The following is a 24648-nucleotide window of genomic DNA, read 5'->3' as shown; positions in this document are numbered from 1 at the left end:
CTCACTCGCCGTCGTCGGACTCGGAGCGTTCCCGTCGCTGCTCGAACGCGTCCGGCTCGGGTCCGCGCTGGGAGACCGTCTCCGGTCCCCGATCGACGACCATCGGCACGGTTTCGTTCTCCGGCCGCGGCTCGACGGGTACCAGCACGCGCACCGCATCGGCCTCGGCCCTGATCTCACGCACGTGGCGCTTGCAGCGCTTCGTCGCCTCGTCGCCGAGGTCGTCGTCCCGCTCGAGGGAGGCGAGTAAGCCGCTCACCAGGCGATCGATCCGGGTAAGCGCCATGCGGTAGCGGGCCGCGCGGTCCTCGGAGCGGTTGGTCCGATCCGAGGGAGTGCTATTTTGTGACGATGCGGACAATCGGTCGGGGTTTTCAAGGTCCCGTGGATCGTTATCACACATAGCTTCCGTGGATGAGGACGGGAGCTACCGCGGGCACGGTGGGGGAACACCGGCCCGCTCGTTTTATCGTCCCCGTAGCGGCGGCACGATATCGCTCCCGTAGCCATCCCTACATGTCTCTATTACTTATATTTCTAGCACATATGGACCAGATATGAGGTATCTACTCCAAGCAGGTATCGATCCGGTGCAGTTAATCGTCGAACCGTCGATTTCAGCGGTATGCGGGCCCGCGTCTCGTGGATGAACGAGGTTGACGACGCGATTCTGGAGTACCTGCGGGAATTAGAGACGGAAGCGGGCCACCGAATTTCGCTGCCACCGACTGCCGTCTGGTACAACCTAGTCGAGGAACTCGAGGTCCTGGACCGAAGCCAGAATACGGTGTCCCGTCGGATGAACATCCTCGATCAGGCGTCTTTGCTCGAGAAAACTGACGAAGACCGCGGATACTACAGGATCACCAGCAAAGGAATCGCATACCTCGATGGAGAGTTGGACGCGAGTGATCTAGAGTTCGAAGAAGAATAAGATCGAGATACCCATCTCAAACACGAATAACGTTTCCCAGAGTCATGGGCTAGAAAATCAGCACGCTAATAAAGATTGATTCTATATATCGCGGCAGATGGGAAACAGTAAAGAAGATATAAACACAATAGCCAGATTCATACAGGATTTTGGATTTTACACGGTAGCTGAGTTTGTTCCAGCTGCACTTGGTCTAGTTGCACTCGTATTTTATACTCGTGTGTTTGATACTGCCGCATATGGTCAATACTCGCTGACCATTGTTTTTGTCACTGTTCTTTCCACAGGTTTGTTTGGATGGCTTGAACAAGCTGTATTACGATTTGAATCCACTTCAGAGGAGATAGTACCGACGGCGATACTCACACTCTGCTTAATATCAGCTATCGGGATTGCGATCGGCACAATAAGCTTCGTACTCCTCGGAGACCACCTCGGCCAGTACCGGATTTTCTATATGGCTGCAGTCGTGGCTACTGTTAGTACTGGATCGTTCCGTGTGTTCAAATCGATATTTCAATCACAATTGAAGTCAAAGCAAGTAAGTATATACTCCCTGATAAGGGCAGTTCTTAAACTTAGTGTCGGTATTTCGCTTTCAGTATTCGTTTTCGACAGTATAGTTGGATGGGTGTGGGGTGCTGCAATTGGGAGTGCTGTGGGTGTTCTTAGCATGTTTGTTCGTCTCAATATCTATCAAGTGTCTTTTGATAAAAATACTGTCCGTCAGTTACTCTGGTATGGAGTTCCAATGATTGGATGGTTATTTGGACTGACACTACTTACATTTGCGGACCGTATTCTTATAGAAATGCTATCATCTACATCCGAAGTAGGTATTTATTCATCAAATTACATGCTTGTACAAACCGGACTTCCATTAGTACTTTCGCCGATTATCCAAACACTCCACCCAATCATCATGAATGAATGGGATGAAAACAGTCATAAAAAAGCAGAATCACTAATATCAGAATATAGCAGATATTACATCATATTGGGGACATGTGCTACAATATTTGCTGCGATCATTAGTCGACCACTCAGTACACTTGTTCTCGGCAACTCTTTCCACTCTGGGTTTGTTATAATTCCTATAATAGCTCTATCTTTGTTTTTCTGGAACTTTTCCATGATCGGTCATAAAGGATTAGAGCTGTATGAGGCAACTGGGATCATGACTTGTGGCGTTGGGTTTGCTGTAGTTACAAATATATTCCTGAACTTTCTCTTGATTCCTCCATATAGTTATATTGGTGCCGCGTTTGCCACACTGTTAAGTTCCGCAGTATATGTTATATTCGCGTATCTGATGTCGTGGAAAACTGTTCGTTGGACGATCCCACGAGAAACTCTTGTACATGTTTCCGTGGCAGGTTGTGGGATGGCTATTACTGGACTATTTGGATATGCTATAGACATGACGCTTCCATTATTGGTGTTTGATGGCATTATTGGTATATTAGTCTACTTTCTTACTTTATTTGCTTTTGGCGAGTTTCGAAGCGGTGAAGTGGTCTGGATGAGAAAGGTAATCAACACGATCATTTAGTATGGCTACTATTCTAGTAATACATCCGACATTAATGGCGAAGGGTGGTGGAGAATCAGTCTGTATGAATGTGATTGAAGCTCTCCAAGAAGAGCATGAAATAACGATTCTATCTGTCGATGAACCCGATTTTGGAGAGTTGAATGAATATTACGACACATCTGTTACGAATGTTGATGTCCACTTAATCGATGGAATAAGCGCACTTTCCCATCGTTTACCGAATAATCGATTCGGAAAATTAAAAATGTCTCTTCTAGAATCATATATATTAGACAATGAATTGGAGGAAGAATATGATCTGCTCTTTAGCACATATAATGAATTACATGTACCATGTAAATCAATTCAGTATATACACTTCCCGTATTCTGACAGAAGTGTCCATCCAAACGCGGATGAATTTTCTTCGGTTATCTATTCCACATATGATTGGTTTTGTGACAAAGCGTCACCGAATATAAATTGTAGCCACAAGGATACTAAATACCTATCCAATTCCGATTGGACTGGGTCTAAAGTAAAAAAAGCATTAGGAACGAATACTAAAACTATTTACCCACCAGTAGACTCGTCTGATTTTAGCCCACAAAATTGGGAAGATAGAGAGAACGGCTTCGTAACTGTAGGACGGTTAAGTCCCGAGAAGAACATATTAAGAAATATAGACATTGTTGCTAACCTCTACGAACAAGGGAAAGACATTCATTACCATATAATTGGCCCTACAATGGATCGTTTTACATTGCCGTGGACAGAGAGTTACCGTGAAAAAGTCATATCTAAATGCGAAAAATATGATTTTGTTCATCTCGAAGGGGAGGTAGATCGAGAGAAATTGATTGAACTAATTACGACACATAAATATGGGCTCCATGGAATGAACTATGAACATTTTGGCATCGCTGTTGCTGAATTAATCGCTGGCGGAACTATACCGTTTGTACCTCAAGGGGGTGGACAACAGGAAGTCGTTGGTGATTGTGAAAGAGTGATGTATAATTCGACTAACGATGCAGTCAGTAAAATTAGCAGTGTTTTAGAAAATGAAAGACTTCAAGAGACTCTTCGGAGTGAGCTCCCGGATATTGAATATAGATTCGGGCAATCTAGGTTTCAAGACGAAATTCGCCAAGTTACTAATGAGGTAATTTTATGATGAGACTAAACGCTCTGAAAAATATAAAAACATTTGATACAGATCTAAGTGCGGAGCGAGACGCATATACATTAGGACTCGTTCTTATAGTTGGATTGATGGTGTTAACGCCAATTCTGTCATTAATAACTCCAATTTCATCCCTTGTTTGGGTAGCTATTATTTGTCTGGTTTATGGAATAGCAGCAATAGCAATTGGAAGAATAACAATTGGAGTGTATGTTTCACTACTCGTATCCCTAATGTTCGCTGCCGATATCCCACTAGCTTCAAGCGAATATCTTTTGAGTATGACAAGAGATATTGGCCCAAGTATCTGGTTTGCTCATATTCCTCTTTTCGGATTCCTAGGTATGCTCTACTTCCAAGATAAAAAGCAATTTCTCCATATTACTAAGGAAGAAATATTCCTCGGAGCATTCATTATATGGACGATCTTCGCAGCTGCTATAACGGACCCTGTGCGTCTTGACGCCCCTATCTATTTTGCATTATTCATATTATGGGGTGGATTGATTTTTGCAGCGGTTAGACGTGCCCATCGGATTCTTCCCATTTCGGGAAGAACAACGATGAGCATTATATTTACTGCCGTTTTAGCAAACGCACTATTTGCTCTCACTGAAATTCTTCATGGTGATTCCTATGGCCTCACCACACTTGGAGAGTTATCTCCTGAATATACTGATCAAATCGCAGGAATAATTGTTGGCCCAATTACACTGCCTGTGGGAACCTTCGTCTCTGGGTTTTCCGGAATGTCATTTATTCTTGCCAGTATAATTATACTTGTTGCACCGTTTTCACTATCGTTATTATTCGAACATTCTCCATATATCAAACTGGCCGGCGTATTATCGACTCTAATTTTAGTCGTCGTACTCCGGTTTACAGCAAGTGACGCTGCACGAGGAGGACTCTTACTTGCCATAGGAATTATTTTTGCATATATTATAGTGATGTGGTTAAGAGATAATCGTACCATAGATCATCGTACTTTGGTAATTATCCTCACTATGGCTATTCTATGTACTGGGATTGTTCTTTTCCCATCAACTATGTCCGGAACACCAGGTGAACAGTCGATTCAGCAAGGTCCTGAGACTCCGGAAGAGCAACATACTCAAAAAGATACGACAGAAAGTAACTCACCTGTAGATGAATCTGAGGTTTCAGTTCCCTTATTTGACTTATCGAACCTTGGACCGCGTCTTCAACAGTATACTATAGGTGTCTCATTATTCACTGAACAGCCAATATTTGGGATTGGTGGCGGAAATTTTGCAGAGATCAGCCAAGAATACAATCTACACGAACAAAAGCCGATACACAATGTCTACATTTCTCTACTTGCTGAAACCGGAATTATCGGCTTTATTCTCTATACCGGATTCTTAGTCACGGTCCTTCGACGTGGGGTACAAGGAATGACCGCAGCAGCGGATACAATACCACTTCAACTCGTTATTTTAGCAGGGGTGATTGGGTACCTCGGGTTTATGTTCTGGGATCATCTTCTTTTTAACTCTATTGTTGGCTCATTCACATTCTACGCTGTTTGTGCGACATTAGTATCCAGGAAACAGGATAATAATAACCTACGGCTATCCAGAGAATCACGAACTGGTTCCCAATCACCCTAGGAGAGATAAAATTCAAAACCTATGAAAATGAATATATTGCAAGTCAATAAGTATTATTACCCACAGATTGGAGGAATCGAACAAGTTGTGAAGAATATTGCCGAAGGGCTCCCCGACACATATAGAACACGTGTTCTGGCAGCACGTCCGCGAGGGGTCGGCAGTTCTGAAGAGTATAATGGTGTAGCGGTAACGAAGGCATCAAGCTTAGGGGCGGTTCAATCGGTACCCCTTGCCCCATCGTTTCCCTTCCGTCTGCGATCGGAAATGCGTGATGCCGATATCGTTCATCATCATCTTCCGAATCCTCTTTCAACTGTTTCACACCTAACTCTCGGAACGAAGGATAAGCCAGTCGTCGCAACATATCACAGTGATATTGTTCGTCAAAAAACGGCGCTTCAAATATACCAGCCTGTTCTTAAGAGATTCCTTGAGAGGGTCGACCGAATTCTCGTTACCTCTCAGCGATTGCTGGAGCACTCTACAATGCTTCAGCCTTACAAAAGAAAATGCGAGGTCGTTCCTCTCTCGGTCGACCTTGATGCGATTGATGACGAAAACTCCGAAGATCTAGGCGTCAAGGGTCGAACGATACTATTTGTTGGACGGTTAAATTATTACAAGGGCGTTGAATATCTAATTGACGCGATGAAATCCATCGATGCGACATTGCTGATCGTCGGGGACGGCGAACGACGGTCGGAGCTTGAACAGCGTGCCAAAAAGCGAGGAATCGAGGATCGAATCCGATTTCTTGGACGTGTTTCAGACGAGCATCTCGCAAGCGCATATCGTTCTTCAGACCTCTTTGTCCTCCCGTCCGTAGCACCGAGCGAAGCGTTCGGAATCGTTCAACTCGAAGCAATGGCGCGGGGTACTCCGGTCGTAAATACGGACCTCCCAACGGGAGTTCCGTGGGTAAGCCAAGACGGTGAAACCGGTCTTACGGTACCTCCGTGTGACGCTTCAGCACTAGCTCAAGCAATAAACACGCTTATCAAAGACGACGATCGCCGTCAGCGGTACGGTGAACAAGCACGGGAACGCGTAGAAAACTTATTCACTCGCAAGAAGATGCTAAACGACGTGCAAGAGATATACGATCAACTAGTCGCGTAATAGCAAACGGACGGGGCAAATATCTATTCGGCGGAACGGAGAATCGTTTCTAATCCATCTTCAATCGATACAGACGGCTCGAATCCGAGACTCGACTCTGATTTGGCAATACGGGCACAACTCCGATCGATGTCGCCAGAACGGGCTTCAGTGTGTGTGATTTCGGGTGTTGAATCGGAAAGGTCCTGAACAGTTTCGGCGAGCTCGAGAATGGAGATGCTCTCACCGGTTCCGACGTTGAAGACACCCGTTTGCTCGGCACGTGCGGCCAGCAGGTTCGCCTGGACGACATCGTCGATGTGGACGAAGTCACGCGTCTGCGAGCCGTCCCCCTCCACGGTGATCGGGTCGCCGGCCGCCGCCTGGTCGACGAAGACGCTGATGACGGCGCTGTAATCCCCGTCCAGTTGCCCGGGACCGTAGACGTTGAAGTAACGAAGCGCGACCGCCGACAGGTCGTAGAGATCGGCGTACAGCCGTACGTACCGCTCGGCGGCGAGCTTCGAGAGCCCGTACGGTGATGTCGGCTCGAGAGGTGCATCTTCGGAAATCGGCACCGTGTCCGGGTTGCCGTACACGGCCGCGCTCGAGGCGAACACGAACCGCGCGGCTTCGTCGCGGGCGCGCTCGAGCAGCTTCACGGTCCCGGTAACGTTGATGTCGTGGGTCCGTTCGGGGTCGCGGATGGATGCTTCGACGCTGATCAGTGCCGCGTGGTGAAAGATGATGTCGATGTCGGCGGTGGCTCGGTCGAGCGCGTCGTCGTCTCTGATATCGCCCTCGATCAGCGTCGCACCCTCGGGGACGGTCGAGCGGGAGCCGGTCGAGAGATCATCGAGAATGCGGACCTCGTTGTCGGCGACGAGGGCGCGCGCGATGTTGCGTCCGATAAATCCGGCCCCGCCGGTAACGAGAATGCGCTGTCCGGAAATCGACGGCAAATCGGCCTGGGAGTTCATTCGTCAGAAGCGAACTCCCTGAGATCGGATAATACTTTCCAGACCTGGCGGATGACGATCCGTACGTCGAACCAGAACGACTGATGGCGGACGTACTCGAGGTCGTACCGCAGTTTCTTCGCCGGTTCGTGGCCGGTGACGTCGTTGATCTGGGCGAGGCCGGTCAGTCCGGGTTTGACGAACCAGCGTTTCTCCCAGTCGATGCCGTCGTCTTGGATTTCCGAATCCAGTTCGGGCCGCTCGGGACGAGGGCCGACGACGCTCATGTCCCCGACCAAGATCGACCACAACTGGGGAATCTCGTCGAGGTGTGTCTTTCGTAAGGCGCGCCCGACGCGGGTCACGCGCGGGTCGACACTGCCGGCGTCTTCCGCGCTGATCGTTGCACCGGTTTCGGACTCCGCGTTTTCGATCATGCTCCGGAACTTGTAGACCGGAAACGACTCGCCGAACACGGCGGTCCGATCTTGCGTGTACAGGATGGAGCCGCCGTCATCGAGCTTGATCGCGACGACGATCGCAAGGAGGATCGGTGTAAGAGCGAGCAACCCGATGCCGGCAAACGCCACGTCGAACAGTCGCTTGAACAGGTGATCCAGCGGGTCCCACGGCTCGAGATCGACGTCGACGAGCGCGCCGACGTCGCCCGCCGACACCAGCACGCTGTCGGCGTACTTGCGGTGAACTTTGGCGTCCACGCCGTGTTCGTGGCACGCGTCCAGCGCGCCGAAGAACTCGGCGCGGTCGGCGTGGCGAAACGCCAGCACGACCGTGTCGATATCGTGGTCCACTAGCGCGTCCTCGAGTCGGGAGAGACCGCCGAGGCGCGTCATCGAGTCGAGAACGGTCGACTCGACCGCGTCGTGTGCGAACGCGGAGTCGTCGTGGCGGAGTTCGACTCCGCCGTCGGCGATCGGCTCTTCGGGACTGTCCGCGGTCGTCTCCGATGCCGCAAACCGGGCGACCGTCGGACAGAGGTAGCCGATGATGGGTGCGTCAACGGTCGGCGTGACCCGCGCGATCTGTGCGGGGTCGTCGCCGACGATCACCATTCGGCCGTCGTCGTCGGTCGGGCTGGCGCGAATCAACAGGAACCAGGCGGGGAGGACGACCGCCACCAGGCCGACGGTCATCACGAGCGTCGCCCGGGGGAGTCGGTGAGACCACTTGAAATAGCCGAGCGTCGCTAGCGCGAAGCCGCCGACGAGGACCCGCTTTTGGACGAGCACGACCGTATCGAGGATTCGTCGGGGGCGGGGTTTGTAGAGGGGCCACGCCGCGCCCCCGATCGCGAGGACGCTCAACGCGATGGCCCGCCGCAGCGACGGGCCGTCGAGGACTTCCGGATCCAACCGATCGAAGAGGGGAACGACCGTCGTGAACGCGGTCTGAGAGATCGGGTGGTTCGCGACGAGCACCGCGATGACGACGAACGCCGCCGTCCCGGTCGCGCTTGCGAGCCGATACCGCCAGCCGGTAAGCATCTGGTAACTGAAAGGGAACTACACGGACATATACCCTTTGGAACTGCTGTTGAGCCGACGATCGACTATCTATTGATTGTGGCCCCCGCGGCGACGATAGCCGCCGTCTCCGGAGCGACGCGAGTGGTAGCTGTCGTGGCGCGGTCGCCGGCGGACGGACGGCGGCCCGGCTAGAGGTCCATCCCGCCGTTGACGTCGATCACTTCACCGGTGACGTACGACGAGTCCTTGCTCGCGAGGAACCGGACGACCGCGGCGATGTCCTCGACTTCCGCCAGCCGCTCGAGCGGGATGCCCGAGATGATCCGATCGAGTACCTTGTCGGGGACGCTCTCGAGCATGTCGGTGGCGGTGAAACCGGGCGCGACGCAGTTGGCCGTCGAGCCGCCCTTGGCGAGTTCGAGGGCGATGGTTCGGGTGAAACCGAACATGCCGCTTTTCGCGGCGGCGTAGTTGGCCTGGCCGTAGTTGCCCTGTTTCCCGACGACGCTCGAGATGTTGATCAGCCGGCCCTCCTCGGCGTTCCAGATGTCGTCGTAGAACAGTTGGGTGCAGTTGAACATGCCGCCGAGGTTGACGTCCATCACGCGGTCCCACTCCTCGCGGGACATTTCGGTGAACTGTTTGTCGGCGGTGATACCGGCGTTGTTCACGAGGACGTCCGCCGGACCGAAGGAGTCGTGGCAGACTTCGACCATCCGCTCGACATCGGCACGGTCGGAGATGTCCGCCTGTGCGGCGACGGCCGAGCCGCCGGCGGACTCGATGGTGTCGACGGCGTCGTGGGCGGCACCCTCGGAGGTCCGATAGTTAATGACGACGTTTGCCCCTTCTTCGCCGAGGTACTCGGCGATTCCGCGACCGATACCCTTCGCCGAGCCCGTGATAACGCAAGTACGACCATCCATGGACATAGTTCACACATTCAACGGCCGATGATAAATAACGACCTGTTAGTTATCCATCCTGTCCGAGCGAGACGAACCCGCGGTCCCGAGCCCGAAGCCGACGGTCGGCTCCACTACCGGTCCCGTGCCTGCTCGATCCAGTCCTCGAGTCGGCTCGGCGAGATGTCGGTCTCGGTGGCGAGATCGGCGGCGTCGGCCGCGGCGAGCTGGTCGATCGTCTCGATCCCGGCCGCGGTGAGGGTTTCGGCGTACGCCTGCCCGACGCCCCGTAGCTCGGTGAGATCGTCGGTCTCGGTGTCGATCTCGGATGCGGCCGCCTCGTCGACGACGTCCTCGACGATCTCTTCGTCGACGGTCATCTCGCCCGGGTCCGCGGGTTCCGCCTGGATGTCGCCCTCGCCGCGCTCGGCGAGTTCCGCGTCCGAGCGGTCGGTCGTCTCGCTGTCGAGGTCGGGGCTCGAGTCCGGTTCAACGCTCGAGGTGCCGTCGGCGGGGTTCGTGGTGCCGTTCGAGCGCTCCTCGAACCACGCACAGACCTGCGGCCAGAGTTCCTCGTGGCTGCGCGAGGAGACGGACATCCCGATGTGGCCCGTCGCGAACTCGAGGATTTCGGTGTCCTCGGAGGCGATCGCGTCGTTGAACGGTTTCGAGGCCATCGGCGGGATGAGGTGGTCGTACTCGGCGACGATCTGGAGGACGGGCATGTCGATGTTGCTGATGTCGACGTGGTCCCCGTTCAGGGTGAGCTCGTTCTCGTAGAGTTTGTTGTCCTGATAGATGTCGCGGATGAACTCCTCGTAGGCTTCGCCGGCCATGTCGATCCCCTCGTCGAGCCAACGCTCCATGCGCGCGAAGTTCTCGACGAAGTCCTCGTCCTCCATGTTGTCGTAAAAGCGGACGTACTTCGTCACGTTGTTCGCGACGGGGTCCATCAACGCGAAGCCGACGTCCAAGAACCCGGCGGGGACGTTGTCGAACGTCTCGGTGACGACTTCGGGGTCGTAGTACTCCTCGCCGCCCCAGAGTTCGAGGACGCCGCCGTCGCCGGCGAAGCACAGTCCCGAGGCCATCAGTGCCAGATTCTCGACGTTGTCGGGGTGCAGCGAGGCGTACATGGCCGACATCGTGCCGCCCATACAGTAGCCGAGGATGTTGATCGAGTCCCGCCCGGACCGCTCCCGAACCACGTCGACGCAGTTGTCGATGTACCGGTTGACGTAGTCGCCGATCGACAGCGAGCGGTCCAGTGTGGACGGCTCGCCCCAGTCGATCAGGTAGACGTCGAAGCCGGCCTCGAGCAGCGTCTGGACCACCGAGCGGTCGGGTTGCAGATCGAGGATGTACGGCTTGTTGATCAGCGCGTAGACGATGAGGATCGGGACGTCGTGTTGCTCCTCCGTCATCGGCTCGTAGTGGAGGAGTTCGAGCTTGTTCTCCTCGTAGACGACTTCGCTGGGCGTCTGCCCCACGGCGACGTTCTCGACGGTGTCGGTTCGGTCGGGGGCGATCCGGGTTTTCTCGGCCAGGTCGGCGGTCGCCTCCCAGGCCTGTCGTTGCATGGTCAGTGCGGTTGCGAAGGGGTTGTTCATTGCTCGTCTAGGTGCTCGAGAACGCGGTCGAGTTTCTGTTCGACGGCGTGTTGGCGGCGTTCGAGTTCGACGAGGCGGTCACCGATCTCGACGACGTCGTCCTGCGTCGCGAAGCCAAGCGAGCGCAGCGTCTCCTGGGCTGCCTCGTCGGCCTGCTGTTGCATCTCGAGGACGTCGCCGACTGTTTCGCCGGTCATCTTGGCGAACGCGGTCGTCGACATGACGTCCTTGAACGCCTCGTTGGCGGTGTTGAGCCAGATGTCGCGGAACTCCTCGATGTCGACGTCCTCGCCTTCGAGTTGGTCGTTCATCCGATCGACCATCTGCTGGGAGGCGTTCATCCACGTCTCGTAGGCGCGGGCGTACCCCTCGACGCCGTCGGAGAATTCGGCCTCCTCGCTAACCTCGCCGACGGTTTCGGACCAACTCTCGACGAACTGCGCCTGCGCTTCCATATTGTCCTCGAGCGCGTCGAGGAACTGTTCGTTCCACTGTTCGGCGAACGCGTTCCAGTCTCCCATCGGAGGTTGTGAATCTGACATAGGTGAAAATTGACGGTGGACGATAAAAAGCTGAGCCCGAATTTACGCCGAGACGTCGAACTCGTCGGCGGCCTCTTCGACGTTTTCGGCGACGGTACTGACGTTCTCCGTGACCTGCTCGTGGGCTTCCAGTGCCGCGTCGAAAGAGGTATCGACGACCTCGGAGTAGCTGGCGGCGAACTCCTCGTAGGCGACTTCCGACTCCTCGAGCGCGTCGAGATAGGCGTCGATCGACTGCGACTGGGCCTCGGTGGCCGAGTCGAAACCGTCGTCGACGAGGTCGCGGAGTTCGCCGAAGTCCGCGGCCTCCTCGGGCATGGACGCCTCGAGCGCGTCGAAGGAGGCGTGGATTGCGCCCTTGGTCATCTCGGCATTGGATTCGGCCAGCGAACTCGAGGTTTCGACGGCGTCGGCGAAGGCGCTGATCGAGGTCTGCTGGGCCTCGAGAGCGTCGTGGGTCAGGCGCTGGGACTGTTCGAGTGCGGTGCGCTGTGCGTCGAGTACTGCGGTGAATGGGTTCTGCGTCATGAGTGATCCTCTCGGTTGCGTTTGACGGGGACGACGATCGTCTGGACGATATCGCCCTCCTCGATGTCGAGGGCCTCCCGTTCGGGACCGGGAATGCTGATCCGACCGCCGCTCTGGACGCGGGCCTTGAACGTGGCCGTGCCCATGTTCATCGGCCCGAAAGCCGACGTGTTCTCGAGCGGGTTCGCCGACGTGGCCTGCAGCAACTGTTTCATCATCTCCTGCTGGGATTCGGCGACCTGCTCGCCCGCTTCCTGCATCTGTTGCGTGAACATCGCAGGCGGGAACCAGGTCGACCGGTCGGAGTCGTCCGTCATCATCAGGACGTTGGTTCGCGGACACAATAAGCGTTTCCTCTAGATACCATCTAAAACCACAAGATGGCATGAAATGGAGCGGGCCGCATACCGGGGTCGATCGGACGACGGCCGAGACTGACTGCCGGACGTGACAGTTCAGTTTTAGATACGAACGGGGACGGAAGAGAGGCCCTAATACAGTATTACTGGCTCTGTCGTGCGGTAAAACGCTCTTGAGCGAGCCAAAGAAGTCATATACGCACCACGCCTAGCCGCTCGTAGATGTCCCACCAGAACGCTGGCGAAGACAACCTCGCCGCCATGACGAACGCGTGGTCGGCTATGACGCGAGGGTTTCTTCGAACTGCGACCGCGGCGAACCGTGCCGCCGTCTCCGCGATGCTTCCGCCGACCGACGGCGAGTCCAGCGCGGAGGCCGACCGGATCGCCCCGCCGATCCCGTCGGTCGACTACTCCGATCTCGACTGGCAGTTCGACCGTACCGTCGACGATCCGGACGGGATCAGCGTCGGCGATACAGTCACCTTCGAGAAGGTCCTCAGCGACGACGACGTCCGGGCGTTCGCCGCGGTCAGCGGCGACACGAACCGACTCCATCTCAACGAGGAGTTCGCATCCGAGACCCGCTTTGGCGAGCGCATCGTCCACGGGACCCTCGTCTCCGGTCTCATCAGCGCCGCGCTGGCTCGGCTTCCCGGACTCACCATCTACCTCTCCCAGGACCTCGAGTTCAGCGGCCCCGTCGGGATCGGTGACCGCGTCTCCGCCCGCGTGGAGATCGTCGAGGATCTGGGCAACGACCAGTATCGACTCGAGACGCTCGTCCGCGACGAGGACGATGACGCGACCGTGATCGACGGCGAGGCCGTCGTTCTGATCGACGACCTGCCCGCCGAGTAGCCGTCGCATCGGGACTCCCGTTTTGCCCCGCAAGCGGCGAGTGCAATATCGCTAAGTGGCTCCTCCCGGAACGGACGGCTATGACACTCTTTGGGACTGCAGGAATCCGTGGCCCGGTCGAGGAGGTTTCGCCGTCGCTGGCGCTTGCCGTCGGCCAGGCAGCGGGCGACCCCGGGGAAACGTTCGTCGTCGGTCGTGACGGCAGGGAGACCGGGCCGGCACTCGCGGCGGCGATGGAAGCCGGCCTCGAGAGCGCCGGCGCGGACGTTCGCCGCATCGGCCAGGTACCGACGCCGGCGCTTGCCTTCGCCTCACAGGGGCGACGGGGCGTGATGCTCACCGCGAGTCACAACCCCCCCGAGGACAACGGCATCAAACTCTTCGCGGACGGCGTCGAGTACGACAGCGACGCCGAAGGGGCCATCGACGACCACGTGGCGCGCGATGACGACGGCCTCGCCCGCTGGGACCAGTGGGGCGACGCACAGGAACTCTCGGTACTCGATCAGTACCGGTCCGCCGTCGGCGACTACGTCCGAAACCAGTTCGGCGAGCGGCCCGGGACCGACGCGGACGCTGCCGCGAGTGCCCCTCTCGACGGGCTTCGGATCGCCGTCGACTGCGGGAACGGTGTCGGCGCGCTCGCGACGCCGCAGGTCCTCGAGCGCCTCGGCGCAACGGTCGTCGCGGTCAACGCCTCGGTCGACGGCCACTTCCCCGGCCGCGGGAGCAAGCCCACGCCGGAGACGCTCGCGGCGTTTACCGACTTCCTCGCGGACGGAACCGAGCCCGCGACCGGCGACTTCGATCTCGGGCTGGCCCACGACGGCGACGCGGACCGACTCGTCGTCCTCGGTCCCGACGGCGAGGTAATTCACGAGGATACCGTTCTCGCGGTCGTCGCGGCCCACTATACGGCGGCGAGCGACGCCGACGATCCCGTGGTCGTCACGACCCCCAACGCCTCCGCCCGTATCGACGAGCAGGTCCGTGCGGCGGGCGGTCGCGTCGAACGCGTCCGACTTGGCGCGCTCCACGAGGGGATCGCCCGCGAACGCGCCGCCGGAGCCGACGGGACGGAGGTCGTCTTCGCCGCCGAACCCTGGAAACACATCCACACCGCCTTCGGCGGCTGGATCGACGGCGTCGCCAGCGCCGCGGTCGTCGCCGCCCTCGTCGCCGACGCCGGCGACACCGATCAGCTCCGCGCGCCGGTCACCGAGCGCCCCTACCGAAAGGTCAGCGTCGAATGTCCGGACGCCGCCAAAGCTGACGCGATGGCCACCCTCGAGTCGGCGCTCCCCGAGGCGTTCCCGGACGCGGCGGTCGACACGGACTACGGCGTCCGCCTCGAGTTCGACGATGCGTCGTGGCTGCTGGTTCGGCCCAGCGGCACCGAACCCTACGTGCGCCTCTACGCGGAGAGCGACGCCGTCGACGAACTCGTCGCCGATGCGCGAGCCGTCATCGAGACGACGATTACTGAAACGGCGTAAGCGATAGGGCAGCGGTTGGCGGTCGCCGATTGAACGCCCGGAGGGCGGATCGCCAGCCACGGGGTCGACTTCTACTGTTTCGACGGGTATATATCGACACCCTACGCTAGCCCGCCTCATGACGCGAAATCGACGACGGTTTCTCGAGGGTGCAAGCGCAGTCGGACTCGCCGGCATCGCCGGCTGCGTTGGCGGGTTCGGCGACGATGGCAGCGCGGAGTATCGAGTCGGAATGGTGTACGCGACCGGCGGGACCGGCGACGACTCCTTCAACGACATGGCCAAGCAGGGACTCACAAATGCGCTCGAGGAGTTCGATCTCTCGTACGAAAAGACCGAGCCGGACAACGAAGGCGAGTTCTCGAGCGCACAGCGGACCTTCGCCGAGTCCGGCGACTACGACCTGATCAACTGCGTCGGCTACGCGCAGGCGGACGCCCTACGGGAAAACGCCCCCGAGTATCCCGATCAGAACTTCATCATCGTCGATGAGGTCGTCGATGTGGACAACGTCCGGAGCTACACCTTCGACGAGCCGGAGGGCTCGTTTCAAGTCGGTCACCTGGCCGGCCTGCTGACCGATCGCGAGTTCGCCGCCGGTGCCGGCGAAACGAACCCCGACGCCAGCACCGTCGGCTTCGTGGGTGGGACCAGAACGCCCCTGATCGAGTCGTTCGAGGCCGGCTTTCGCGCCGGCGTCGAGTACGCGAACGACGACGCCGAGGTCGTCTCGTCGTACGTCGGGAACTTCAACGACACGGGCCGCGGGCAGTCGACCGCCCGATCGATGTACCAGAACAACGACGCGGACATCGTCTTCCACGCGGCCGGCCGCACCGGTGTCGGCGTCTTCCAGGCCGCCCAGGACGAGGGCCGATTCGCGATCGGCGTCGACGACGACCAGTCGATATCCAACGCGGACTTCGCCGATGTCATCCTCGCGAGCATGGTCAAGAGCGTCGATACCGCCGTCTACAACGCCATCGAATCCGTCGTCAACGGGACGTTCGAGGGCGGCGAAACCGAGGCTCTCGGACTCGAGCAGGACGGGGTCGGTGCCGTCTACGGCGACGAGCTCGGTGCCGACATTCCCCAGGAGATCAAGGACGCCCTCGCGGAGTCCAAACAAGCGCTTATCGACGGCGAGATAGACGTCCCAAGCGAACTGTAATCGCATGAGTGAGCCCGAATCGGGAACGACTGATGGGACGGGACCGACCGCAGCGGTGGAGACGAATACTGCTGATCTCAACGGGACGAACAGTGACCTCGCCGTCCACCTCGACGGCATCACCAAGCGCTTCCCCGGCGTCGTCGCGAACGACGACGTCGATCTCCGCGTCGAGCGCGGAACCGTACACGCCTTACTCGGGGAGAACGGTGCCGGCAAGACGACGCTGATGAACGTCCTCTACGGGCTCTACCGGCCCGACGAGGGACGGGTCGTTATCGACGGCGAGGAGCGCGCGTTCGACTCGCCCAGAGACGCCATCGACGCCGGTATCGGGATGATCCACCAGCACTTCATGCTGGTCGATTCCATGACGGTCGCCGAGAACATCGCACTCGGGAACGAACCGACGAAGTGGTTCGGGATGGCGGTCGATCGGGACCGTATCGACCGCGAGATTCGCGACCTCTGTGACCGATACGGCTTCGAGGTCGATCCGGACGCCACCGTCGAAGACGTGAGCGTCGGCGTCCAGCAACGCGTCGAGATCCTCAAGGCGCTGTTCCGCGGTGCGGACGTGCTCATTCTCGACGAGCCGACCGCCGTCCTCACTCCCCAGGAGGTCGAGGGTCTCTACGACGTCCTCGAGGAACTCACCGACCAGGGGAAGACGATCATCTTCATCACGCACAAACTCGAGGAGGCGACCCACGCCGCGGACGCGATCACCGTCCTCCGGGACGGGGTGTCCGTCGGTACGGTCGATCCCGACCGAACGGACCGGGAGGCGCTGGCCGAGCGCATGGTCGGCCGGGAGGTCATCCTCGAGGCCGACTCCGACCCCGTCGAGACGGGCGACACCGTCCTTTCGACCCGAAACGTCACCGTCGAGGACGACCGCGGGGTCGAGGTCGTCTCCGGTATCGACCTCGACGTACGCGCCGGCGAGATCCTCGGCATCGCGGGCGTCGACGGCAACGGGCAGGCCGAACTGATCGAGGCGATCACCGGCCTCAGAATCCCCGACGAGGGAACGATCGACTACGCGGGGGACGACATCACGGCGTGGTCTCGCCGCCGCCGCATCGAGAACGGGATGGCCTACATCCCGGAAGACCGACAGAAGCGCGGGCTCGTTATGCCCTTCGATCTCGTCGAAAACGGCGTCCTCGGGAGCCAGCGATCGGGGCGATTCACCAGTGGCGGCCGCATCGACTGGCCCGGCGTTCGCGACCACGCCGAGGAGATCATCGAGACCTACGACGTTCGGCCCCCGGACGCGAACGCAGCCGCGCAGTCGTTCTCGGGCGGCAACCAGCAGAAGTTCATCGTCGGCCGCGAGTTCGAGCGCGACCCCTCGCTCGTCGTCGCGACCCATCCGACCCGCGGCGTCGACATCGGTTCGACCGAGTTCATCCACGACCGCCTGCTCGAGCTTCGGCGCGAGGGCGTCGCCGTGCTGCTCGTCTCCTCGAACCTCGACGAAATCCAATCGCTGTCGGACCGACTGGCGGTCATGTACGAGGGCGAGTTCATCGACGTCACCGAGCCCGACGCCGTCACCGAGGAGGAACTCGGACTGCGCATGGCCGGCCAGCGGCCGGCCGGAGAGGCCGACGGCCAACCCAACCCGGGTGAGTCACGATGAGGGACCGACTCGAGTCGATCGCCGAGCGCCTCGCTCGGGCGTCAGTCGTCGACCGACTCGTCATCAGCCTCGCAGCGCTGGTGACCGCCGTCCTCATCGGCGGCGTCCTCGTCTTCGTCTCCGGGGCGTTCGCGTCCTGCCGGACCGGCCTCGAGATGGGCGGCGCAACGTTCTGTTACAACCCGATGCAGGTCTACTACGAACTGTTCCTCGGGGCCTTGGGCCACCCCCTCGAAGGTGGCTGGACGCTCACTAATTACAGCCTCGCGACGACGCTGCAGCGGACGACGCTGCTGATTTTCTCGGGGCTGTCGGTCGCCGTTGCGTTCCGCGCCGGCCTGCTCAACATCGGGACGCAAGGGCAGTTGGTCGTCGGCGGCCTCGCGACGGCCGTGACGGTCGTCTACGCGGCGGCAGTCGTTCCCTCCGGGTTCATCGGGACCGTCGTCCTCATTCCGCTCGGCGTCCTCGCGGGCGCGCTCGCCGGCGGGGTGTACGGTGCGGTTCCGGGCGCGCTCAAAGCCTACGCCGACGCCAACGAGGTCATCACGACGATCATGCTCAACATCATCGCGGTCGGTATCACGTCGACATTGCTCTCCTGGCAGTTCCAGGACCCCAACAGTCCCAACCCGCAGACGGCACCGGTCCCGGAGTACGCCGAGATACCGACCGTCCCGGTCGTCGGCTTCGGCGGTCGGATGGACTTCTCCCTGCTCGCGCTGGCGTTCGCCGTCGCGCTCATGATCGGTATCGCGTGGCTGTTCGCTCGGACGTCGTTCGGCTACGAACTCCGGACGAGCGGCATTCAGCCGGGAGCGGCCGCCTACGGCGGCGTCGACGAGAAGCGGATGACCGTTGCCAGCATGACCCTGTCGGGAGCGCTCGGCGGGATCGGCGGTGCCTTCTGGGTGTTGATGGTCCACGGCCGCTGGATCGAGAACGTGCCGTCGCTCGGGTTCGACGGCATCGCCGTCTCGGTGCTGGCCGGCAACAGTCCGATCGGCGTGGGCGCGGCGGCGTTCCTGTTCGGCATCTTCGATAGCGGCGGGAACGCGATCGGGACCGCGACGGACGTTCCGCCGGAACTGGTCGGGATCCTGACCGGACTCATCATCCTCTTCGTCGCGATGCCGGAGTTCTTCCGCATGCTCGGACGGCGGTACGTCACCGTCGACTCGGCGAGCCCCGCACGGACCGACGGCGGTGACGCGGGGGCCAACGACGGAGGTGATGCCGATGCGTAACTCGGTCCATCGAGCGCGAACGGCCCTCGAACAGCGCCCGCTTGCGGCGGCCGTCGGCGGTGTTGCCGCCTTCCTGCTCGTCCTCTGGGCGACGCCGGCGAGTTGGCAGACATCGACGCTCCGATTCGCCGTCCCGATCGCGCTCGCGGCGATCGGCGGCATCTTCGCCGAGAAGAGCGGCGTCATCAACATCGGCATCGAAGGACTGCTCATCGTCTCGGCGTTCAGCGCGATCGTCGTCGTCAACCGGCTCGGCGACGGCGGTGCGACGGCCGGCCTGCCGAACCTGTGGTGGGGCATGCTGATCGGCGTCCTCGTCAGCGTCCTCTTCGCGCTGCTGTTTGCGATCGTCTGCCTCGAGTTCGAGGCCGACCAGATCATCGCCGGCCTCGCGGTCTGGCTCATTTCGCTCGGCCTCGCGCCGTTTGCCTCGCGAATCCTCTTCGACAGCCCCAACACCGCGAACATCACTCGGTTCGAGAACGTGACCGTCCCGGTGCTGTCGGAGATCCCGTTCGTCGGCTACCTCCTGTTCGACACCGAACCGCAGGTGTACCTCATGCTCGCCGGGGCCATCGCGGGCTGGTATCTCCTCACCCGGACGACCTTCGGACGGTGGGTCGTCGCCAGCGGCGAGAACCCGAAGGCGCTGGATACGGCCGGCGTCGACGTTCGGAAGGTCCGGTACGCCGCGGTCCTCCTCTCGGGCGTCTTCGCCGGACTCGGCGGCGCAGGGTTCGGCCTCGGAACCCTCGGGACGTTCGCCGGCACCGGCGACACCGTGATCAACGGTCGCGGGTTCATCGCGATCGCGACCTACCTGCTCGCGAACTACCACCCGATCGGTGCCCTCCTCGGGTCGTTCCTCTTTGCGGGGCTCAACTCGATGCAAAACGGGCTACAGGCGGCGGGGTACGCCATCCCGACGGAGCTCATCCGGACGCTCCCGCACATGACCGTCATCGTCGTCCTCGTGTTCGTCGGGCGCACCCGCCTGCCCGACGCCGCCGGCGACCACTACGAGTCCGGCGAGGACTGACCCCCGCCGTCGAGACCGACCGGTCGATGGCTTCTTGCACTCGCTCGAGGAACCACCGCTCGTGACCGACCACGATCTCATCGACGCCGCCCGCGACGTCCAGGACAGCGCACACGTGCCCTACTCCGAGTACCGGGTCGGCGCGGCACTCGAGACCACCGACGGCGCGGTCTTCGTCGGCTGCAATCTCGAGAACGCCAACTTCAGCAACAGCCTCCACGCCGAGGAGGTCGCGGTGGCGGAGGCGGTCAAGAACGGTCACCGCGAGTTCACACGGCTCGCGGTCAGTTCGGACCGCCGCGACGGCGTCACCCCCTGTGGGATGTGCCGACAGACGCTCACGGAGTTCTGCGACGGCGATCTCGTCGTGCTCTGTGACGAGGGCGACGCGGTGACCGAGTACACGCTCGACGAACTGTTGCCGAACACGATCAGTCAGGAGACGCTCGAGTGAGGCCGCGGTCGATCCGTCCCGCAGACGAACCGACAGCGAGCGCCGTCAGGACTCGGCTCCCTCGAGCGCCGCCCTGAGAATCGTCCGATGACAGCGTTTCGTCTCCGTATTCTCGACACAGACGAGCACGAGCGACTCGCCGGCGGCCACCCTGTCGTCCAGCGCCGCGAGCGCGTCTCGCGCATCGGCGTCCGTCTCGAGGTGCGTTCGATAGGCCTCGCCGACCCCAACCCGCTCCCACGCGGCGTTATGAGCCCCCTCGTCGCAGAGCCCCTGCAGTCTCATCTCCGCCGCGGCGTCACGCATCGACGCGAGCAGATCGTCGGGCAGTCCCAGTTCCGGCATGGTCTCGTCGACGACCGCACGGGCCCGAGACGGCGGCCGTCGCAGTACGCCGATACGCGTCGCGTCCGCCGGCAAGTCGGCCAACCCGTGTCGGATCGCCCTGACGGAGGCGTCCGTAATCGTCCCGCGTGCCATGTGTTCTCGTACGGCCGTCCAGCATTTATATACCGTGCCGACCCGAACCGCCGCTCGTCGATGACCCGCGACAGCGAAGACCCGAACGCCGACCGACAGTATCACCTCGAGATCGACTCGGCGGACGTCGCCGACACCGTATTGCTCCCCGGCAACCCCGAGCGCCTCGAGAAGATCGCCGCCTTCTGGGACGACCACGAGATTCGAGCCCACCATCGCGAGTACCGGACGGCGACGGGATCGTACGAGGGAACGCCGATCTCGGTCACGTCGACCGGCATCGGCAGTCCCTCCGCTGCGATCGCCGTCGAGGAACTGGCCCGCGTCGGCGTCGACACGTTCGTTCGTGTCGGCTCCTGTGGCGCGATCCAGCCCGAGATGGACGTCGGCGACTTGGTCATCACCACCGGTGCGGTCCGACAGGAGGGAACCAGCGACGAATACGTCCGCGAGGACTACCCCGCAACAGCGGACCACGAGGTCGTCTCGGCGCTGATCGCCGCCGCCGAACGACTCGGCTACGACTACCACACCGGCGTGACGATGAGTGCCGATTCGTTTTACGCCGGCCAGGGGCGGCCCGGCGTCGACGGCTTCGAAGCCGCCGGCGCAGACGACCTGGTCGACGAACTCAAAGCGGCGAACGTCAAAAACATCGAGATGGAGGCCAGCGCCATCCTGACGCTCGCGAACCTGTACGGGCTTCGGGGGGGCGCGGTCTGTACCGTCTACGCCAACCGCGAGACCGGCGAGTTCCGCACCGACGGCGAGTCCCGCGCCGCCGAGACCGCGACGCTCGCGACCCATCTCCTCGCGAAGATGGACGCCGTCAAACGCGAGGCCGGCGTCGACCGCTGGCACGCCGGCTTGTCGCTCGAGTAGCCCGCGGCCGCGTCAGTCCCGCATTCGGACGACGCCGTCCTCGAAGACCTTCCGGTTCGGAACGATGTACTCCTCGGAGTCGTCCTCGATTTTCGTGACGAACAGGTCGACCTCCTGGACGATCCCCGTCTGGTCGTCGACCCTGATCTCGTCGCCGATCCCGTATGGCTGGTTGAGCAACAGGTAGATGCCGGCGGCGCTCGAGACGAGGAAGTCCTTGAACGCGACGGTGCCGACGATGACGACGCCGACGGCGTAGACCGTCAGCAGGATCAGCAACGCGAGGACGTGAACCCCGACCTGTCCGAGCGCGATAATGAAGGTGACGTAGAGAACGGAGTACTTGACGAGTTTCGGGATGACGGATACTTCGGGGAGTTTGACGCCCCGGAGATACTCGCCGACGACCAGTTCGGACTTGTCGGCGATGACGAAGCCGAGGATGAGCACGAGGACGGCGATGAACAGTTGTGGGATGAACTCCGTGACACGCAGCCAGAACGCGTCCGTGTCGAGCAACTGCGCGATGTGGATCGCGGTCAACACCGCGATCCCGTAGATGAACCACGAACTCAGCCGCGCGACGATCTCGACCGTCGAGGTCCCGATCGACTGGGCCGTCCGTTCGAAGGGGGTGCCCTCGACGGTTTCCGGGACGCCCGAGGCCGAGAGCAACTCCTCGTTGAGCCGGCCGACCAGATAGCCGACGACGAGGCCGAGCGCCAGGACCGCCGCCGCGATGACGGCCGGTTCGTCGAGGAGTGGCTGCCACGCTACCATATCAGTACGCCTCCGGATCGACCTCCAGGATGAGTTCACCGGCCTTGAACGCCCGGACGAGCCCGTCGCTCTCCGAGAGCACGATCGAGATCGCGTTGGTATCACGCGTGATCGCAGCGCCGGACATGTGTCGCGCACCCAGCCCTTTCGGAATGTCGATCCCCTCGGCGGACGGCTCGAGGTAGCGATACGCCGAGACGATCTTGCCCGCGTCGGAGATGATGAACGCGCCGTCGAGCCGCGAGAACTCCTTTAACATGACGTTCACGATGGGGTCGCCGACGTGGACGTGGGATTTCTCGAAGGGGTTGTACGAGAGCGGCCGCGACTTGTTCATCACCTTCCCCGCGTCGCCGACGACGAACAGCGCACCGACGGGCTTGCCCTTCTGGCCCTTCTTGCCGAGTTCGATCGCCACCTCGAGGACCGACTTCACGACTTCCGGGTCCGCCCGGGATTTGACGAACAGGTCGTAGATTCCCGTCTGCGTCTCCGCGTCCGCCCGGACGCGCGAGACCGTATCGATCTCGTCGCTGAAGACGCTCGTCGCACACGCGAGGTCGTCCCCGTCCTCGACGACGCCCTGCTCGAGGGCACCCTCGAGACCGAAGCGAATCCGGTCGGTGATGGCCGCGAACTCGAGGGGGAGTTCGACGAACGTCTCCGCGCCGACATCGTTTTCGGTTCCGACGACGACGATGTCGAGATCGTCGACGGCCATGAACTGCTCGTAGTACGAGCCGCTGGGTGAAAAGAGCACGACCGCGTCCACATTCGCAAAGAGGTCCCCGAACACGTCGTCTAACCCGGCCATTGATACTACAACCCGGCCCTGCGCGAATAAGCGTTATGGAGCGTCTGACGCGCGTCTGTCGTTTTGCTCCGCGGCTATCGCTCGAAACGATCGGTGGCGGCAGTCGGCTTACTGCTCGTCGGCGTCGTCGTGGGTGCGTTGGAACGCCATCGGGTCGGGACCGTGGACGACGGTGCCCCCGCCGCCGCTGGTCCGGATCATCGGCACGGTCCCGTCGTCCGAGTCGGTCGTCACGCCCTCGTGGACGGGGCGTCCCGCCAGCGCTCGACGGGCGAACACGGCTTCGGCGCGGATTTCCCGCAGGTGTCGGACCGCGTCCCGTCGCCACTCCTGCTCGCAGTCGTCGGCGTCGGCCGTCGCCTCGACCGCCGCCAGCAGGTCGCGACTGAGCGCCTCGATCGCCCCGAGGCGTTCGCCGTACCCCGCAAGCGACGTTCGTGCGTCGGTTTCGGTCGATTCGTCCGGTCGGTCGGGGGCGTCGGACCCCCGCGAGTCGTCGGTTGGCATGGATCGTCGTGGGAACGATGACGGACCGTCGTTCTCACTGACTGGCCGGTCAGCGACACGGTCGCGTCACTCCCGTACTCGATACTGTATTGTCTACTAACAAAAAACTGTGCCTTACATATTTACAAAGATTAGATATATCTCGAAGGAGAGCCGTTCATTGCCCATAACAACGTTCCAGCGTACATTGATGGAGTACTGCTTAGCATAGCTCTACCAATGCGAAAGCGCGCTGAGTGGATGACGCGGGCAGACGACGAAATCCTCGAGTATCTAGGAGCGCAGGGCGCTGGGACTCCCAAATCGATCGCCGACGAAATCGACCGAAACAACAACTACATCGGCGTTCGCTGCCGAAAACTCGCCTCGTACGGCCTCGTCGAGCGGCCGTCGCGCGGGTTCTACGTGATTACCGACGCGGGGACGGCGTATCTCGAGGGGGAGTTAGACGCGAGTACGGTATCGGACGACGAGTAGCAAGACCGGAAGC

Annotated in this window: 26 protein-coding genes; 14 read left to right on the top strand and 12 right to left on the bottom strand. The window is 60.1% G+C overall.

Features of this window, described 5'->3' with window-relative positions; genetic code table 11:
* Position 1: 1 nt before the first annotated feature.
* Positions 2-259: a hypothetical protein gene (locus tag FGF80_RS04825; protein WP_238705348.1), complete on the bottom strand. Its 258-nt coding sequence runs from the start codon at positions 257-259 to the stop codon at positions 2-4.
* A 366-nt stretch (positions 260-625) separates the two neighbouring features.
* On the opposite strand from FGF80_RS04825, the gene FGF80_RS04820 reads away from it, so the two are divergent.
* From FGF80_RS04820 to FGF80_RS04800, 5 genes are all read left to right on the top strand, one after another.
* The gene (locus FGF80_RS04820) at positions 626-934 is read left to right on the top strand and encodes a transcriptional regulator (protein ID WP_138652534.1); all 309 of its coding nucleotides are present in this window, start codon (positions 626-628) and stop codon (positions 932-934) included.
* A 97-nt stretch (positions 935-1031) separates the two neighbouring features.
* Positions 1032-2486 carry an oligosaccharide flippase family protein gene (locus FGF80_RS04815; protein WP_138652533.1) on the top strand — a complete coding sequence of 485 codons (1455 nt, stop codon included), beginning with the start codon at positions 1032-1034 and terminating at the stop codon, positions 2484-2486.
* A 64-nt stretch (positions 2487-2550) separates the two neighbouring features.
* Entirely contained in the window at positions 2551-3645 is a 1095-nt protein-coding gene (locus FGF80_RS04810; RefSeq protein ID WP_138652531.1) for a glycosyltransferase, read from the top strand.
* Positions 3645-5288: an O-antigen ligase family protein gene (locus FGF80_RS04805; RefSeq protein ID WP_238705347.1), complete on the top strand. Its 1644-nt coding sequence runs from the start codon at positions 3645-3647 to the stop codon at positions 5286-5288. Before FGF80_RS04810 ends, FGF80_RS04805 begins: the two co-directional genes overlap by 1 nt.
* Before the next feature lie 21 nt (positions 5289-5309).
* Entirely contained in the window at positions 5310-6410 is a 1101-nt protein-coding gene (locus tag FGF80_RS04800; protein WP_238705346.1) for a glycosyltransferase, read from the top strand.
* A gap of 23 nt (positions 6411-6433) precedes the next feature.
* Here the strand turns inward: FGF80_RS04800 and FGF80_RS04795 are convergent, their stop codons facing one another.
* The 7 genes from FGF80_RS04795 to FGF80_RS04765 form a co-directional block, all read right to left on the bottom strand.
* Positions 6434-7369, bottom strand: coding sequence for an NAD-dependent epimerase/dehydratase family protein (locus FGF80_RS04795; protein WP_138652529.1), 936 nt, complete (start codon positions 7367-7369; stop codon positions 6434-6436).
* A complete protein-coding gene (locus tag FGF80_RS04790) occupies positions 7366-8853 on the bottom strand; it encodes a sugar transferase (RefSeq protein ID WP_138652527.1) in 1488 nt (495 codons plus the stop codon). The genes FGF80_RS04795 and FGF80_RS04790 overlap by 4 nt, the downstream gene beginning before the upstream one ends.
* A gap of 170 nt (positions 8854-9023) precedes the next feature.
* Complete coding sequence (locus FGF80_RS04785; RefSeq protein ID WP_006184357.1) at positions 9024-9767, bottom strand: beta-ketoacyl-ACP reductase; 744 nt, start codon at positions 9765-9767, stop codon at positions 9024-9026.
* A 107-nt stretch (positions 9768-9874) separates the two neighbouring features.
* A complete protein-coding gene (phaC, locus tag FGF80_RS04780; protein ID WP_138652525.1) occupies positions 9875-11350 on the bottom strand; it encodes a class III poly(R)-hydroxyalkanoic acid synthase subunit PhaC in 1476 nt (491 codons plus the stop codon).
* Positions 11347-11892, bottom strand: a complete 546-nt coding sequence (locus FGF80_RS04775) for a poly(R)-hydroxyalkanoic acid synthase subunit PhaE (protein WP_049907885.1) — start codon at positions 11890-11892, stop codon at positions 11347-11349. Before FGF80_RS04775 ends, phaC begins: the two co-directional genes overlap by 4 nt.
* A gap of 42 nt (positions 11893-11934) precedes the next feature.
* Positions 11935-12420, bottom strand: coding sequence for a hypothetical protein (locus FGF80_RS04770; protein ID WP_138652523.1), 486 nt, complete (start codon positions 12418-12420; stop codon positions 11935-11937).
* Positions 12417-12737 (bottom strand): AbrB/MazE/SpoVT family DNA-binding domain-containing protein, encoded by a 321-nt coding sequence (locus tag FGF80_RS04765; protein ID WP_138652521.1) that lies wholly within the window; start codon positions 12735-12737, stop codon positions 12417-12419. The genes FGF80_RS04770 and FGF80_RS04765 overlap by 4 nt, the downstream gene beginning before the upstream one ends.
* A 264-nt stretch (positions 12738-13001) precedes the next feature.
* On the opposite strand from FGF80_RS04765, the gene FGF80_RS04760 reads away from it, so the two are divergent.
* The 7 genes from FGF80_RS04760 to cdd all read left to right on the top strand — a co-directional run bounded on the left by FGF80_RS04760 (position 13002) and on the right by cdd (position 20695).
* Complete coding sequence (locus FGF80_RS04760; protein ID WP_138652519.1) at positions 13002-13640, top strand: MaoC family dehydratase; 639 nt, start codon at positions 13002-13004, stop codon at positions 13638-13640.
* 80 nt (positions 13641-13720) lie between these two features.
* Positions 13721-15136 (top strand): phosphohexomutase domain-containing protein, encoded by a 1416-nt coding sequence (locus tag FGF80_RS04755; RefSeq protein WP_006184363.1) that lies wholly within the window; start codon positions 13721-13723, stop codon positions 15134-15136.
* A gap of 118 nt (positions 15137-15254) precedes the next feature.
* Positions 15255-16307: a BMP family lipoprotein gene (locus tag FGF80_RS04750; RefSeq protein ID WP_006184364.1), complete on the top strand. Its 1053-nt coding sequence runs from the start codon at positions 15255-15257 to the stop codon at positions 16305-16307.
* 4 nt (positions 16308-16311) lie between these two features.
* The gene (locus FGF80_RS04745) at positions 16312-17955 is read left to right on the top strand and encodes an ABC transporter ATP-binding protein (RefSeq protein ID WP_138652517.1); all 1644 of its coding nucleotides are present in this window, start codon (positions 16312-16314) and stop codon (positions 17953-17955) included.
* Positions 17952-19202, top strand: coding sequence for an ABC transporter permease (locus FGF80_RS04740; protein ID WP_006184366.1), 1251 nt, complete (start codon positions 17952-17954; stop codon positions 19200-19202). Before FGF80_RS04745 ends, FGF80_RS04740 begins: the two co-directional genes overlap by 4 nt.
* Positions 19195-20241 (top strand): ABC transporter permease, encoded by a 1047-nt coding sequence (locus tag FGF80_RS04735; protein ID WP_138652515.1) that lies wholly within the window; start codon positions 19195-19197, stop codon positions 20239-20241. Before FGF80_RS04740 ends, FGF80_RS04735 begins: the two co-directional genes overlap by 8 nt.
* 34 nt (positions 20242-20275) lie before the next feature.
* Positions 20276-20695, top strand: a complete 420-nt coding sequence (cdd, locus tag FGF80_RS04730; RefSeq protein ID WP_138652513.1) for a cytidine deaminase — start codon at positions 20276-20278, stop codon at positions 20693-20695.
* Between the two features lie 45 nt (positions 20696-20740).
* Here the strand turns inward: cdd and FGF80_RS04725 are convergent, their stop codons facing one another.
* A complete protein-coding gene (locus tag FGF80_RS04725) occupies positions 20741-21175 on the bottom strand; it encodes a DUF488 family protein, N3 subclade (protein ID WP_138652511.1) in 435 nt (144 codons plus the stop codon).
* A gap of 60 nt (positions 21176-21235) precedes the next feature.
* On the opposite strand from FGF80_RS04725, the gene FGF80_RS04720 reads away from it, so the two are divergent.
* Positions 21236-22057 (top strand): nucleoside phosphorylase, encoded by an 822-nt coding sequence (locus FGF80_RS04720; protein ID WP_138652509.1) that lies wholly within the window; start codon positions 21236-21238, stop codon positions 22055-22057.
* A gap of 12 nt (positions 22058-22069) precedes the next feature.
* Here the strand turns inward: FGF80_RS04720 and FGF80_RS04715 are convergent, their stop codons facing one another.
* From FGF80_RS04715 to FGF80_RS04705, 3 genes are all read right to left on the bottom strand, one after another.
* Complete coding sequence (locus FGF80_RS04715; protein WP_006184371.1) at positions 22070-22837, bottom strand: mechanosensitive ion channel family protein; 768 nt, start codon at positions 22835-22837, stop codon at positions 22070-22072.
* Between the two features lies 1 nt (position 22838).
* Positions 22839-23651, bottom strand: coding sequence for a diadenylate cyclase DacZ (gene dacZ / locus FGF80_RS04710; protein ID WP_006184372.1), 813 nt, complete (start codon positions 23649-23651; stop codon positions 22839-22841).
* A gap of 108 nt (positions 23652-23759) precedes the next feature.
* Positions 23760-24158: a hypothetical protein gene (locus FGF80_RS04705; RefSeq protein ID WP_138652507.1), complete on the bottom strand. Its 399-nt coding sequence runs from the start codon at positions 24156-24158 to the stop codon at positions 23760-23762.
* 219 nt (positions 24159-24377) lie between these two features.
* Here FGF80_RS04705 and FGF80_RS04700 point away from each other — a divergent pair, with 219 nt between their 5' ends.
* Positions 24378-24635 (top strand): hypothetical protein, encoded by a 258-nt coding sequence (locus tag FGF80_RS04700; protein ID WP_138652498.1) that lies wholly within the window; start codon positions 24378-24380, stop codon positions 24633-24635.
* Positions 24636-24648 lie beyond the last annotated feature (13 nt).

The organism is Natrinema pallidum (assembly GCF_005890195.1).
Taxonomy (GTDB): domain Archaea; phylum Halobacteriota; class Halobacteria; order Halobacteriales; family Natrialbaceae; genus Natrinema; species Natrinema pallidum.
This window is presented reverse-complemented; position numbering and strand designations above follow the sequence as displayed.